Below are 13,385 nucleotides of genomic sequence, written 5' to 3' on the forward strand. Positions count from 1 at the left end.
GCGGTGCCCATGGAGTCGAGCAGGCGGCGATCCGTAGGTGGAACGCGAATCCTCGTGGACCTGCCGGATAACTTTCAGCAGTTCCGCGTTTCCGCTGATCGCGTATCGAGGCCGACCTTCCCGTTCACTTGTCGAACCCGGACCGGTTCACCCCGAGGACCCGGCAGGCCGTCGCGACGGGAACCCCCGAATCGGCCACTTCCCGGACCGGCGGGAAATCTGTTTTGGGAGTACGTTCTCCCCGCGCGAAATAGGCCGAGCCCTCCGGAGGATATCGATCTCTACCTCCAACGCCCGGTTGCGCTTGCGCAGCTCGGTGAGTTCCTTCCGCTCCGCCGATGCCGGGCCCGCGCGGCCGCCGCTGGAGTCGGCATCGTCCTGCGTGACCCAGTTGTGGATCGTGGTCTGTGAAAGACCGGGTTCTTTCGCGAGCACGGCGACCGTCTTGTCGTATTTGCGATAAAGATCGATCACGTTCTGCCGGAACTCCGGCGGGTGTGGTGCTCCAGCTCGGGGGCATGAGCTTGCCGATCAAGATGCTCGCGTGGGGAGGGGGAGGAGTGCGGTGAGTTCGGATTGCCAGTGGTGGAGTTCTCGGGTGGTGGGGGCCAGTTCGTAGGAGTGGTAGTGGCAGGCCTGGCTTAGTTGGCTCCAGAGGCTGTGGAGGCGGGCGGCGGTGGTGGGGGTGGTGTAGGCGGTGAGGCAGAGGAGCTGGGTGCGCATGGGGGTGCGGGGGAGGGCGGGGAGGCTGGTGCGGAGCCAGAAGGCGGTGAGTTCGTGTTCGAGGGTCAGGCGGAGGAGGAAGGCGGCGGTGCGGGTGCGGCCGGGGGTCTCCAGGAGGCGGGCGGCTATGGGGAGGAGATCGCTACCAGTCACTGCGCACCGTCCGGGCCGCGCGGTTGACCAGGGAGATGGCCTCGGAGAGGTCGCCGGTGAACGGAGTGCCGTGGACGCCGCGGTTGCAGAAGCCGATCGCCGCGCGAATCTCGGGCGCGGCCTCGGCGTTGAAGGCCTCGCGCGGCTTCTTCTCGCCGAACAGGGCGAGTGAGGCGATCTCGCCGAGGGAGCGGCTCGCCCGCACCCGGGCGTCGACCGCGGAATGCGCCCAGCCGCGCTCCAGGAGCTTGCGGTGGACCACCTGCACGCAGGCGGCCTCCAGCGCGGTCCGGCACAGCCCGGCCACGACCGTGGCCGCCGTCTGCTGGGGCAGGTCGACGGTCGCCGCGACGGCGCGGGCGTCGGCGAGGGCGCGCGACACCTCGTCCTCGACGGGGCGCACCGCGACCGCCGAGCGCTCCCCGCGCGTCACCTCCAGGACGGAGGCGGGCAGCCGCAGCCGGGCGACGGCGTCGCGCAGCCGCGTGTCATGGGTGAAGACGACGACCTGCCTGTGCCGGGCGACGGAGTCGAGCACCTTGGCCAGGCCGTCGACCTTCGCCGGGTCCATCGACTGGACGGGGTCGTCGATGAGCACGAACCCGAAGGGCGTCCGGGCGGCCATCACGCGGGGCAGGAAGAGCGCGAGCGCGAGGGAGTGCAGTTCGCCCTGGCTCATCACGCCGAGCGCGGACGTCTCGCTCCCGTCGACGGCCACGTCGAGTTCGACCCGTTTCATCGTGCCGGTCCCGGCGAGGGTGACCGCGCCGAGGGAGACGTTGCTCTCCTGGCGGAGCTGCTCCCAGATCGCGGACGCGGTCTCGGCCATCGGGCGGAGTTCCTCGGTGCGCAGCGCGTTCGCGGTCTTGGTGAGCCAGGCGCGGGCGGCCTTCAGCCGGGCCAGCTCGGGGGCGGCGGCCTGCACGTCGCGCTCGCGTGCGGTCCAGGCGGCGAGGCGGAGCGCGAGCGGGCGCCACAGGTCGTCCAGGGCGGCGAGTTCGGCTTCGGCGGAGGCCGCCGCGGCGGCGCAGGCGCGGGCGAACGGCCCGGCGTGGGCGTCGAGGTGGTCGGCGAGCTCGGCGGGGCCGTCGATCGAGCGGCCGGACGCCCAGCCCTTCCAGGGCGCGAGCAGTTCGGCGGGGAGGTCGGCGGGCGGCCGCTCGATCAGGGCGCGGGCGGCGGCGACGGCCCGGGTGGTGCGCTCGCGGAGCGCGAGCGTCTCGGCGGCCCGCTCGCGCAGCGCGCCGATCTCGGCCCGGGTCTCGCGCGCCCAGTCCTCGTCGAGGTGCGCCGCGCTCCGGCAGACGGGGCACCGGTCGGCGCCCTGGTGGGGGAGCGCGCGCTCCAGGAGGTCGGCGAGGCGCGCCTCGGCGTCGCTGACGGCGGCGCGGGGCGCCGCGGCGACCTCCCGCAGCTCCCGGACGGCGTCGGCGACGGCGACGGCGCCGGGCGGGGTGAGCGCGGCGAGGCGCCGCAGCGGGGCGAGATCGCCGACGGGCGTGCCCGCCGTCACCAGGCCGGCGAGCGCCCCGACATCGGGGACCCTGGCCCGCAGGGCGTCCGACGCCCGCCCGGCCCGGGGATCGGCGACCGCTTCGAGGTCGGCCAGGAGCGCGGTCCTGTCGCGGGCGGACTCCTTGGCGGCGGTCTCCAGCGTCTTGCGCTCGGCGTCGAGCGCGGCCTCGGTGGCGGCGAGCCGCTCCAGGCCGAGGATGCCCGCGATCGCGTCGTGCATGTCCTTGGGCCTGCCGGTGAGGATCTTGCCGAGTTCCGCGTACGACAGGAACGGCCGGCAGACCGTCAGGTCCTCGCCCCAGCCGAGCCCGTCCAGCCCCTCGGCGGCCCCGGGCCCGCCGCTGACCTCGACCACCGAGCCGTCGAGGGCGCGTCCCGGCCAGGAGCGCCGCACCCGCACGGTGTCGGACCTCCCGTCCAACCGCAGGCCGACCGTGACGGCGGGGGCGCCGTCGGCGTGGAGGTTGCGCCACCCGTCCCGCCACGCGGCGGGCAGGTCGCTCCACCGGGAGTTCGTGCCGGTCAGCGCGATCTCCGCCCCTTCGGCGAAGCTCGACTTCCCCGACCCGTTCCGCCCGACGACCAGCGTCAGCCCCGGCGCGGGCCGCAGCGGCAGCGTCGTCTCGCGGCCGATCCCCCGGAACCCCGCGACCGTGACCGACTCCAGGTAGGCCCGCGCCGCGCCGCCCCCGCCCCGCGCCGTCTCCCCCTGCGCGTCGAACGTCTCAAGGATCCTCGCCGCGGCCCCGCCCTCCAGCCCCGACTCCTCCAGCCGCGCGGCCAGCACATCCCGAAGCGCCATTCCACCCCACCCGTCCCAAGCCCGAAACTCTCAAGCTACCGATGACGTTCCTCCCCGCGCGCCCTTTTCCCGACTTCCCGCGCTGCCCGGGGGAGGGGAGCCGTCCACCCGCGTCAGGAGCGGGTCCAGAGGTTACGTGTTCGCTCCGGCCCCGCGCTCCAAGATCGGCACCGGGCCGCCCATCCGCCCGGAGCGGGGGTGGTCGGCTGACTGTCGGCGGTGGACCGGGGCGAGGAGGCGCTGAGGGTTGGGCCGCCGCCTTGCCCGGGGGCGGCGGCCTGTCAGGGTCAGACGAGGGGGTTGTTGGGCTTCAGGTCGAGGGTGTGGCGGCCGGTGAGCTCGCGGGCGACCTCCCAGTCCCAGAAGGCGTGGACGGCGATGGTGTTGATGTCGCGGAAGAAGCGCTGCAAAGGAGCGTCGAGGGAGAAGTTGGAGGCGCCCCCGTTGTGGGCCATGTCGTTCACGGCGCGGCGGCAGTGCTCGACGATGAAGGCGGTCTGGGACTTCAGGCCGATGCGCTCGGCGAGGGTGAACTTGCCCCCGATGCTCGACTGGACGCGGGCGATGAGGTCGGCGACCAGGCGTTCGGCGATCATCGCGTTCGTGGCGGCCTCGCCCAGTTTCACGTGGGCGGTCGTGCTGTCCTTCATCGTCTTCAGGCCGTAGGTGGTGACCCGGTTGCGGATGACGTCTTCGAAGGCCGAGGTGGCGCCGCGCAGGGCGCCGGAGAAGACGGGGGCCGCCTGGGCGAACAGGAACGGCATCAGGGGCATCCGGTACATCGGGTTGTCGTGGAGGCGGGCGCCGGGGGTGTCGCCGAGGGTGAGGTCGCGCTGGGGGAGGGTGCGGTGGTCGGGGACGAAGACGTCCTCCAGGACGACGGTGTTGCTGCCCGTCCCGGCCATGCCCGCCATGTGCCAGACGTCGTCGACCTTGACCTCGGCGGCGGGGACGGCGAAGGCGTAGAGGCCGCCGTCGTCGCCGAAGCCGACGCAGAACGCCCAGTCGGCGTGCATGATGCCCGAGCCCCACGGGATCTTGCCGGTGACGCGCCAGCCGCCGTCCTCCCGGACGGCCTTGGTCGTCGGGGAAGTCGTCGCGGGGGCCAGGATGTAGGGCTTGTCGGCGAAGAACTCGCCCTGGGCCCGGGCGGAGAACTTCGTGGCGAAGACGCAGTGGCCGATGTAGAAGTCGAGGATCCAGCCCGTCGACATGCAGGCGGCGCTGATCGTCTCGACGACGGCGCGGTGGGTGTCGAGGCCGAGCTCGTGCCCGCCCCACTTCTTGGGGCTGAGGATCGGGATCAGTTCGGCGTCGACGAGTTCGGCGATGCTCGCGTCGTGCGGCTTGCGCAGTTCCTCGGTCTCGCGGGCGCGGGCCGCGATGCCCGGTGCGAGCGCGCGGGCCCGCGCGACGGCTTCTTCGTGGGTGAGTGCCATGGGATCTTCCTTCAGGGGGTCAGCGGGGGCCGAAGCCCCGCTCGGCCAGCCAGCCGGATGTGACGGCGACGGCCTCGGCGAGCTGCTCGCGCTGGTCCGGGCCCAGGTAGTAGTGGTTGGCGCCCTTGATCTCGTGCAGCGTCCTGTCCGCGACGGTGAACGCCTCGAACAGCCGCCGGGTGTGGCTGGGCGTGCAGGCGTCGTCGGCGCTGTTGCCGATGACGAGGGCCGGGACGGTGAGGTCGGCCGCCGCGCGCGGGCCGTCGCCGTACGCGTCGTCGTAGGACCACTGCGAAAGCCAGCTGCGCAGGGTGGTGAACCGGGCGAGGCCCACAGGGCTCATGTTGACGGTCTTGGGATCGCCCAGGTAGCAGACGCCGGGCTGCCGGTCGTTGGGGTCGACGGCCGGGTCGAGCCAGCGCGGGTCGGCCATGGTGCCGTGCACGACGAAGGCGAACTCCTCGCCGGCGCGTCCGGCGGCGGCCTGCGCGGCGAGCTTGGCCTTCACCCAGGCCGTGATGCGCCGGTTCCGGGCGATCTGCGCCGCGGCGTACCGCTCCAGGAACTCCTCGGTGTACGGCGGCCGGTTGGGGTTGTCCGGGTTGTACAGGTCGAGCTCGGGGTCCCGGACGGTCGGGTCGTGCTCGTCGAGGATGGACGCGTCCAGCCACTCGGTCATCGTGCCGTGCCGGGAGACGTGCGCGGCCATGAGCATGATGCCGTCGGCGGGCTGGAGGTCCAGCGACCTCAGGTCGAACGGGTCGCCCGCGGGGGTGTGCGTGACGGTCGGGTTCTCGGCCTGCTGCTGGTAGTACAGCGACAGGGAGCCGCCGCCGCTCCATCCGGCGAGGACGACCTTGGCGTACCCGAGCCTGCCCTTGGCGTGCGCGACGCACGCGCCGAGGTCCTGGACGACCTTCTCCATGATGAGCGCGCTGTCCACGCCCCGGTAGCGGCTGTTGCAGTAGATGACGTGGTGGCCCGCCTTGGCCAGCGCGGTCACCATCGGCAGGTAGGCGCCGCCGCCGATCGGGTGCATGAACACGATGACGGTGTCGGACTCGGTCTCGGGCTTCAGCAGGTGCCCTTCGAGGACGACGTACTCGCCGCCGCCCCCGTAGGTGTCGCGGTTGCCCGTGATCTCCGGGACGAGGACGACGAAGGGGATGCGTGCGACGCTCACTTGGCGCCTCCGAGTTCCGGGTTGACGGTGAGGGGGCGGCGCACGTCGATGGAGAGGGTGACCCACTCCAGCCGGGCGTGCTGCTCGAACTGCTGGCGGGACATCTCGCGCAGCTCCTCCGGCGGCCCGTGGTGGAGCCCTTGCGGGGAGTGGGTGATGAGTCCGGGGAGCATCGGGAAGCCGAGCAGGGAGCCGCCGTGGAAGAACGCGACCTCGTCGTAGTCGGCGTTGCGGTGGTACCAGGGCAGCCGCTCGGCGCCGGGACGCGATTCGGCGGGCCTGGGCAGGAAGTTCAGGACGACGACGCCTTCGGCCGTCATGACGGTGCTCACCGTTGGGGGCAGGTGGACGCCCTCGGACAGGATCGGGTTGTAGTCGCGGATGTTGACCTTGAAGGGGAAGTAGTCGCCCTTCCAGCCTTCGACGTCGCAGGGGTTGTGGCCGTAGAAGATCGAGCCCTGGAGTTCCCGGTTCGTCACCCGGATCTCCCACTCGGGGCCGCCGTCGGTGAGCACCTCGGGCTCGGGGATGTGGACGATGGACGGGTCGAACGGCCAGTGCCTGCCGAACACGCCGGGCGGGGGCGTCCGGAACTCCTCGCGCGCCTCGATGATGAAGAAGTAGTTCTCGGTGTCGGCCGGGACCTGCCGGTAGGTGACGCCCTTGGGCAGCAGGACCCAGTCGCCGGGCTCGTAGGGCAGGCGGCCGAACTCGGTCTCGAACTCGCCGGTGCCGCGGTGCACGAAGATCAGCTCGTCGCCGCCGACATTGCGGACGAAGAACGGCATCGCCTCGGCGCGGCGGCTGAGCAGGAACCGCACGTCGTCGTTGAAGTAGAGCAGGAGCGGGTTGCCGCGCGGGTCGGTGTGGTCGGTCGGGGTGAGCTTGTCGCCCTTGAAGGTGGACGGGCGGATCTGGCCCTCCGACCGGAACTTCGTCGGGTCGTTGCGCCGGTAGAGCTGGGCCTGGCGGCCGACGAAGCCCATCCTGCCGAGCTCGTCGTCCTTGAGGCCGTCGAGGTCGCGGTGGACGTGGCGGGGTGTCGTCCCTTTGCGGAGCTGGACGAACGATTCCACGGGGGTGCTCCTTCGGTTCGCCGGTCGGTCGGGGGCGGGCGGGCCCGGCGGTGCGGGGTCGCCGCAGGGGTAGCGTGACAGACGGCACGGCGTCTGACAAGCGTCAGACGGGGCCTGGTCTGACGTCCGTCAGGAAACCGGCGCAGGTCGTACGGCGTACGAATGTTACTCGTCCGTAACCTACTCAGTAGTTACTTACTGGTCTTCCGCGGGCTAGCCTCCGTTCGGATCTTCGGGTGGACTAGGGGAGCAGGCTCATGGAGATGTCATCGTCGAGCGCGGTGTCGCGCGTCCGGATACCCGTGGCGGGCGTCGCCGCGGTCGCACTGCTCGCGGGGCTCCCGGCGGCCTCCGCGGCCGCGGACGAGCGCACGATCTCGCGCGGGGTGGAGATCCCCGCCTTCTACGACCCGCCCAAGCGGCTGCCCGAGCACAACGGCGCGATCATCCGCAAGCAGCCGCTGAAGCTCGCGCTCGACCAGCCCGACATCGACGAGCCGCTGCCGGGCCGCGCGACGCGCATCATGTACCGGTCGACCGACGCGCGCGGCAAGGCCGTCGCGGTCACCGGCGCCTACATCGCGCCGGACAAGGCGTGGACCGGTCCCGGCCCGCAGCCGCTGGTCGCGCTGGCGTCCGGCACGATGGGCCAGGGCGACCAGTGCGCGCCCTCGCTGTCGCTGGAGAACCCGCTCATCGTCGGCGACAACACCATCTCCTTCGGCTACGAGAACCTCGCGCTGCTGAAGCTCCTGAAGACGGGCGTCGCGGTCGTCGTCACCGACTACGTCGGGCTCGGCGGCACCGACCGGCTGCACACCTACGTCGACCGGCTCGACGAGGCGCACGCGCTGCTCGACGCCGCCCGCGCCGCGCTGCGCCTGCCCGGCACGAAGCTGACGAAGAACTCGGCGATCGGCCTGTACGGCTACAGCCAGGGCGGCGGCGCCAGCGGCGCGGCCGCCGAGCTCGCGCCCGACTACGCGCCCGAGCTCAAGCTCGCGGGCGCCTACGTCGGCGCGCCCCCGGCGAACCTGTCGGAGGTCATCTACGGCATCGACGGCAGCGCCCTCGCCGGCGCGCTCGCCTGGTCCATCAACGGGTTCGCGCAGGGCAGCCCGGTGGTCAAGAAGGCCATCGACAAGAACGTGAACAAGGCGGGGAAGGCCGCGCTCAAGGACCTGTCGACGATGTGCGTCGGCGACGCGATCCTCAAGTACGGCTTCGCCGAGAGCAAGAAGTGGACGAAGGACGGGCGGTCGCTCACCCGCATCATCAGCGCCGACCCGTCGCTGAAGAAGGTGCTGGCCAGGCAGCGCATCGGCCGGCTGAAGCCGCGCGTGCCCGTCCGCGTCACGACCGGGATCCGCGACGACATCGTGGTGCACGGCCAGGCCCGCAGGCTCGCCTCCGACTGGTGCGCCAAGGGCGCCAAGGTCGTCTACAACCCCGTCGACCTGCCCGACCTCGGCAACAAGCTGCTCACCAACCACCTCGCCCCGCTCCTCACCGACCAGGAGACCGCCATCTCCTGGCTGACCGACCGGCTGAAGGGCAAGGGCGTGAAGTCCAACTGCGCGAAGATCCCGTATCAGCCTTGATGTCCGAGACGCGGTGAGAGCCAGGTGTCACAGGCAGTTCATCAGCGTTTGACCACCGCGCAATGGCGGGGCCCGACTCTTGAAGAGGGGAACCTCCCGTGCGTCGGTGATCGGGCACAGTGGAAACCGCGACCGCGGCCGCTTACCGCATCGGCGAGAACGTTCCGGGGCCCGCGCGACGCCGCACGGGTCCCGGCCCCGTTTCCGCTCCGCGCACCCGGGCCCATGGATTCCGTCGGACCCGTGCAGTAGCGTCCGGTGCGCGGGCCGGGAACGGCCGGTCCGGTGACGGAGAGGGGCGCCTGATGAGCGGCGGTGTCACGCCGGAGGTGTGGGAGCGGCTGCCTTCCCGCAGGGTGGAGACCAACGGGGTCGGGCTGCACGTCGTCGAGCACGGCGAAGGACCATGGGTCGTGCTGTGCCACGGGTTCCCCGAGCTGGGGTACTCCTGGCGGCACCAGGTGCTCGCGCTCGCCGAGGCCGGATACCGGACGCTCACGCCCGATCTGCGCGGCTACGGCGGGAGCGACCGGCCGGAGGGCGTCGAGGACTACGACACCGCGACGATCTGCGCGGACCTCGTCGGGCTGCTGGACGACGTCGGCGCGCGGGACGCGGTCTTCGTCGGGCACGACTGGGGCGCGTCGATCGTCTGGCAGCTCGCGCTGCTCCATCCCGACCGGGTCCGGGCCGTCGCGGGACTGAGCGTGCCCCCGTCGCCGCGCGCCGCCGCCCCGCCCCTGTCGATCCTGCGCCGCCGGCACGGCGACTCCTTCTACATGTGCTGGTTCCAGGAGCCCGGAGTCGCCGACGCCGTCCTCGCCCGGGACGTCCGCGGCACCCTTCGGTCCGACTCCATCGACGCGCTCGCCGCGGGCGTCGCGGAGGATCCGCTGCCACGCCCTTGGCTGACGGAGGAGGACCTCGCCTATTTCGTCGAGGCCTTCGAGACCACGGGCTTCACCCCGGCCCTGAACTACTACCGGAACATCGACGGGTACTGGGCGCGCACCGAGCACCTCGCCGGGGCCGTCGTCACCCGGCCCGCGCTGTTCGTCACGGGCTCCGCCGATCCCGTCGGCGGGTTCATGCCCGCGGCCAGGCTCGCCGAGGCGCTCGCCGACCTGCGCGGCCATGTCGTCATCGACGGGGCGGGCCACTGGATCCAGCAGGAGCGCCCCACCGAGGTGACCGCCGCCCTGCTGGACTTCCTGGGCTCCCTCGACCGCTGAGCGGCAACCTTACTGCGTAAAGGCGGTGGCCCGAGGCGGTCGCGGGAAGAGACGCGGCGCATCGGCCGCGCCTGCGCGATGAATCCGGCGCGGCTGGCTACCATGCTCCCGCGCCCGGGGTGACATGTCGGGCATTTCGTCTTTCGTGCGGTACGACGGACCGGAGGAACAGCGGCATGTCCCACCTTGAGGCACCCGGCTCCGAAGTATGGGCGGAGTGGCGGGAGTACGCCGAGAAACTCGACGCGGAAGGCGACCCGCGCGGACAGGCGATCCTGCTGGAACACCGCCTCCGGACCGGGGAGGGCGATGCCGCAGGGCTCGTCCAGGCCTACCGGCGGGTCGAGCGCCGGTGGGGCCTCGACGGGCTCCGGGAGGACGGCTCCTGGCGGTTCACCTGGTCGCGCGGCTTCCTCGACGAGGCGAGGTTCCGCGCCGCCCCGCACAGCAGACCGCGCCGGGGCGCGCTCGTGGAACGGCTCGCCGCCTCCAGCGCGGGCGCCGATCCCGCCGACGCCGCCGACCCGGAGCGGTGGGAGGCCGCCCTGATCGACGCGCTGCTGCGCCATCCGGCCGCCGCCCGCCTGCGCCGCCTCGACCTGCGGCTCACCGACCACCACCACTCCGCCGGCCGGGCCGCGGCCGCGCTCGCCGAGCACCGCCGCGACCACCTGGCGGAGCTGCGTTTCGGCCACGCCTTCGAGTACCTCTACGAGGACGCCACGACCTCCACGGGCGCCCGGTTCGATCCGATGGACCACTACGACACCGGCTTCGCGGGCGCCGAGACCGAGGCGCTGTGGGCCGCGCTCCCCGCGCTGCGCACCCTGGAGCTCGAAGGCGCCCTGCTCTTCCACTGGGTGGGCGGAGAAGGGCTGACCGACCTGCGGCTGCACGGCGCGGTCCGTTCCGACGGGGGCGTGCTCCCCGGCTCCTCGGCCCGCGCCGTCACGCTCCCGAACCTCGCCTCCCTGGCCGTGGAGACCGAGTCCGACGTCCACGGCACCGAGTGCCCGGTCGAGCAGCTGGAGGAGCTGACGGCCGGGGCCTACCCGGCCCTGCGCTCCCTCGACCTCGCCCGCGCCCACTTCGACACCGGGGACCTCCAGGTCCTGCGGGCGCTGGCGGACACGTCGGTCCTGCCGGGGCTCACGCGCCTGCGCGTCCGGAGCCTCGAGGTCTCCCCGCACGACGCGGACGGCGATCCCCTGGCAGGGCTCGCCGAACTGGCGCCGCGGTTCGCCCACCTCGCCCTGTCGGTCGCCGGAGCCGTCGCCGTCGAAGGCGCCGATCCCGCGGAGGTCGCCGCGACCCTCCCGCTGGCGCCCTGGCCCGGCTGAAGGCAGGGCCGTTCCGGGTCGGCGGTCGGTACACTGCGGTCGGTCCGGCCGGAGCGGCGTGCGCGGGCGCCGGGCGGGAGGATCGGAGTGAGGGTGGCGGAGGCCGTCGGCGGCGGGCAGCCGGGAAGCGCGGACAGGTCGGACGAGGCGGTGCTGCGACGGGGCCTCGCGGCTTTCGCCGAACTGGGGTACGCGCACACGACGGTGCGGGAGCTGGCCCGGCGGATCGGGGTCAACCACAACTTCATGGGCGACCGGTTCGGGTCGAAACTGGGGTTCTGGTACGCGGTGGTGGACTTCGCCGTCAGCGAGGCGGAGCTCTCCTACGGCGACGACGCCGTGCTGCCGGCCGACGGGTCGCTGCCCGACGAGGAGCTGCTGCGCGAGGTCGTCCGGCACTTCTACCGGACCGCGGCGCACCACCCCCACCTGCACCGGCTGTTCGCCGAGGAGGCCGCGCACGAGTCCGAGCGGCTCGCCTACCTCTTCGAGAAGTACATCGACCCGTCCGTGCGCAGGCTGCGGCCGCTGCTCACCCGGCTGTCGCGTGCGGGAAGGCTGCCGCGCGCCTCCCAGCACGTGCTCTTCTTCGCCGTCATCGGCCCGACCCTCGGCATGACGCACGCCCCGCTGGCGCGCCGCCTGGGCCGCCCCGACGACCCGTCGATCACCGATCTGGAGCGCTACGCCGACCGACTCGCGGATGTGGTCCTGGCCGGACTCCTCACCGAGCCCCCGGCGTAATCCGGCGGCGCCCGGACGGGCGGGCGAGACCCGGAGGACGCAACGGGTCGTCCGCGCGGTGGTGACGGTGGGCGACGAGGTTCGGGGCTCTGCTCGACGGAGAGGCGGCTGCCGGGCTTACCGGGCGCGAAGCGCCGCCTGACCCGTCCCGCCTTTCGGGATCCGCGCCGGGGCGCGGTGATCAGCGGCGGCCGGCGCAGCCGATGCAGGTGGCGGTGGTCGGGCGGGCCGCGAGGCGGGCCGGGGGGATGGGGCCGCCGCAGGAATTGCAGGTCCAGTAGGTGCCTTCGGCCAGGCGGACGAGGGCGTGGTCCAGGGCGATGCGGTCGGTGCGCGCACGGGTGAGGGAGTCGGTGAGGCGCTCGCGCTCGAAGGCGATGGTGGCGCCTTCCGGGTCGTGCTCGTCGTCGGCGTTGCTGCCGGCGGAGGCGGCGACGAGTTCGTCCCAGAGATCGGTCAGGGAGTCGGTGAGGCGGTCGTTCGCGGCGCGGGACTCCGCGATCCGCGCCGCCGCCTCCGTGCGCTCGTCGAGCGCGGGGGCGTGCTCGGTCATGAGTTACTGAACGTGATCGGGCGCACGGGTATTCCGACGGGCCCGGCAGGCCCTGCCCCGTCGGGCGGACAGGGGCAGCCCGCCCCCCGGCGAGATGGGCGACGGGGAGCGCCTGATGTAATGATCAAGACCAGAAGGGGGTCCGCCATGTCGTCGCCGTTGAACCCGTCGGGCGAGTTCCGGATCGCGGGCAAGGAGGTGCGCCGCCTGGGCTACGGCGCGATGCGGATCACCGGGCCCGGCGTGTGGGGCGAGCCGGCCGACCGGGCCGAGGCGGTCCAGGTGCTGCGGCACGCCGTCGAACTGGGCGTGGACCTCATCGACACCGCCGACTCCTACGGGCCGTTCGTCAGCGAGGAGATCATCCGCGAGGCGCTGCACCCGTACACGGACAACCTCCTCATCGCCACGAAGGCCGGGTTCGTCCGGACCGGGCCGGACCGCTGGCACGTCCTCGGCGACCCGAACTACCTGCGCCAGCAGGTCGAGCTGAGCCTCCGGCGGCTCGGCCTCGAGCGGATCGAGCTGTTCCAGCTGCACCGGATCGACGAGCGCTTCCCCGTCGCCGACCAGATCGGGGTGCTGCGCGACCTGCGGGACGAGGGCAAGATCGCCGCGATCGGCCTCTCCGAGGTGTCCGTCGCGCAGATCGAGGAGGCCGGGCGGACCGCCGAGATCGCCACCGTGCAGAACCGCTACAACCTCCTCGACCGGGCCTCCGCCGACGTCCTCGCCCATTGCGCCGCCCAGGGCATCGGCTTCATCCCGTGGGCCCCCGTCGCCGCGGGCGGCCTCACCGGTCCGGGCACCGCCCTCCAGGCCGTCGCCGACGAGACCGGCGCGACCCCCTCGCAGGTCTCCCTCGCCTGGCTCCTGGCCAAGTCCCCGGTGGTCCTCCCGATCCCCGGCACCTCCTCCTCGGTCCACCTGGAGGAGAACATGGCGGCCTCCTGCGTGTCCCTCACCCCGGAACAGGTCGCGGCCCTGGACGCGCTGGCCTGATCCGGCCCCGCCCGGGACCCCC

11 protein-coding genes and 1 pseudogene are annotated in these 13,385 nt (G+C 72.7%); 5 read left to right on the top strand and 7 right to left on the bottom strand.

Translation table 11 applies throughout. The features are described from left to right. Positions 1-147 precede the first annotated feature (147 nt). The 6 genes and pseudogenes from EDD29_RS09920 to EDD29_RS09945 all read right to left on the bottom strand — a co-directional run. Positions 148-483, bottom strand: a pseudogene (locus EDD29_RS09920) (transposase); the annotation flags it as partial. A gap of 48 nt (positions 484-531) precedes the next feature. Further along, positions 532-876, bottom strand: a complete 345-nt coding sequence (locus EDD29_RS45360; protein WP_170201340.1) for a hypothetical protein — start codon at positions 874-876, stop codon at positions 532-534. Continuing rightward, positions 866-3,193, bottom strand: a complete 2,328-nt coding sequence (locus tag EDD29_RS47635; protein ID WP_123664111.1) for an AAA family ATPase — start codon at positions 3,191-3,193, stop codon at positions 866-868. The genes EDD29_RS45360 and EDD29_RS47635 overlap by 11 nt, the downstream gene beginning before the upstream one ends. A gap of 287 nt (positions 3,194-3,480) precedes the next feature. Next, complete coding sequence (locus tag EDD29_RS09935; protein ID WP_123664112.1) at positions 3,481-4,632, bottom strand: acyl-CoA dehydrogenase family protein; 1,152 nt, start codon at positions 4,630-4,632, stop codon at positions 3,481-3,483. 19 nt (positions 4,633-4,651) lie between these two features. Continuing rightward, the gene (locus EDD29_RS09940; protein WP_123664113.1) at positions 4,652-5,815 is read right to left on the bottom strand and encodes an alpha/beta hydrolase; all 1,164 of its coding nucleotides are present in this window, start codon (positions 5,813-5,815) and stop codon (positions 4,652-4,654) included. After that, positions 5,812-6,891: a homogentisate 1,2-dioxygenase gene (locus EDD29_RS09945; protein WP_123664114.1), complete on the bottom strand. Its 1,080-nt coding sequence runs from the start codon at positions 6,889-6,891 to the stop codon at positions 5,812-5,814. Before EDD29_RS09945 ends, EDD29_RS09940 begins: the two co-directional genes overlap by 4 nt. 257 nt (positions 6,892-7,148) lie before the next feature. Here EDD29_RS09945 and EDD29_RS09950 point away from each other — a divergent pair, with 257 nt between their 5' ends. The 4 genes from EDD29_RS09950 (at position 7,149) to EDD29_RS09965 (ending at position 11,808) form a co-directional block, all read left to right on the top strand. Continuing rightward, on the top strand, positions 7,149-8,492 hold the full coding sequence (locus tag EDD29_RS09950; RefSeq protein WP_123664115.1) for a lipase family protein: 1,344 nt from the start codon (positions 7,149-7,151) through the stop codon (positions 8,490-8,492). Between the two features lie 305 nt (positions 8,493-8,797). Further along, positions 8,798-9,724, top strand: coding sequence for an alpha/beta fold hydrolase (locus EDD29_RS09955; protein WP_123664116.1), 927 nt, complete (start codon positions 8,798-8,800; stop codon positions 9,722-9,724). A gap of 176 nt (positions 9,725-9,900) precedes the next feature. After that, the gene (locus tag EDD29_RS09960) at positions 9,901-11,064 is read left to right on the top strand and encodes a hypothetical protein (protein WP_211359624.1); all 1,164 of its coding nucleotides are present in this window, start codon (positions 9,901-9,903) and stop codon (positions 11,062-11,064) included. A gap of 87 nt (positions 11,065-11,151) precedes the next feature. Then, positions 11,152-11,808: a TetR/AcrR family transcriptional regulator gene (locus EDD29_RS09965; RefSeq protein WP_211359625.1), complete on the top strand. Its 657-nt coding sequence runs from the start codon at positions 11,152-11,154 to the stop codon at positions 11,806-11,808. 181 nt (positions 11,809-11,989) lie between these two features. Here the strand turns inward: EDD29_RS09965 and EDD29_RS09970 are convergent, their stop codons facing one another. Next, complete coding sequence (locus EDD29_RS09970) at positions 11,990-12,361, bottom strand: TraR/DksA family transcriptional regulator (RefSeq protein ID WP_123664118.1); 372 nt, start codon at positions 12,359-12,361, stop codon at positions 11,990-11,992. Positions 12,362-12,508: 147 nt separating this feature from the next. Here EDD29_RS09970 and EDD29_RS09975 point away from each other — a divergent pair, with 147 nt between their 5' ends. Continuing rightward, entirely contained in the window at positions 12,509-13,363 is an 855-nt protein-coding gene (locus EDD29_RS09975) for an aldo/keto reductase (RefSeq protein WP_123670385.1), read from the top strand. Positions 13,364-13,385: the final 22 nt, after the last annotated feature.

The sequence above is a fragment of the Actinocorallia herbida genome, from assembly GCF_003751225.1.
Taxonomy (GTDB): Bacteria; Actinomycetota; Actinomycetes; order Streptosporangiales; family Streptosporangiaceae; genus Actinocorallia; species Actinocorallia herbida.

Coding starts and splice junctions, on each gene's coding strand:
- EDD29_RS09955 (WP_123664116.1), top strand. CDS start 8,798: ATGAGCGGCGGTGTCACGCCGGAGGTGTGGGAGCGGCTGCCTTCCCGC.
- EDD29_RS09950 (WP_123664115.1), top strand. CDS start 7,149: ATGGAGATGTCATCGTCGAGCGCGGTGTCGCGCGTCCGGATACCCGTG.
- EDD29_RS47635 (WP_123664111.1), bottom strand. CDS start 3,193: ATGGCGCTTCGGGATGTGCTGGCCGCGCGGCTGGAGGAGTCGGGGCTG.
- EDD29_RS09960 (WP_211359624.1), top strand. CDS start 9,901: ATGTCCCACCTTGAGGCACCCGGCTCCGAAGTATGGGCGGAGTGGCGG.
- EDD29_RS09935 (WP_123664112.1), bottom strand. CDS start 4,632: ATGGCACTCACCCACGAAGAAGCCGTCGCGCGGGCCCGCGCGCTCGCA.
- EDD29_RS09970 (WP_123664118.1), bottom strand. CDS start 12,361: ATGACCGAGCACGCCCCCGCGCTCGACGAGCGCACGGAGGCGGCGGCG.
- EDD29_RS09975 (WP_123670385.1), top strand. CDS start 12,509: ATGTCGTCGCCGTTGAACCCGTCGGGCGAGTTCCGGATCGCGGGCAAG.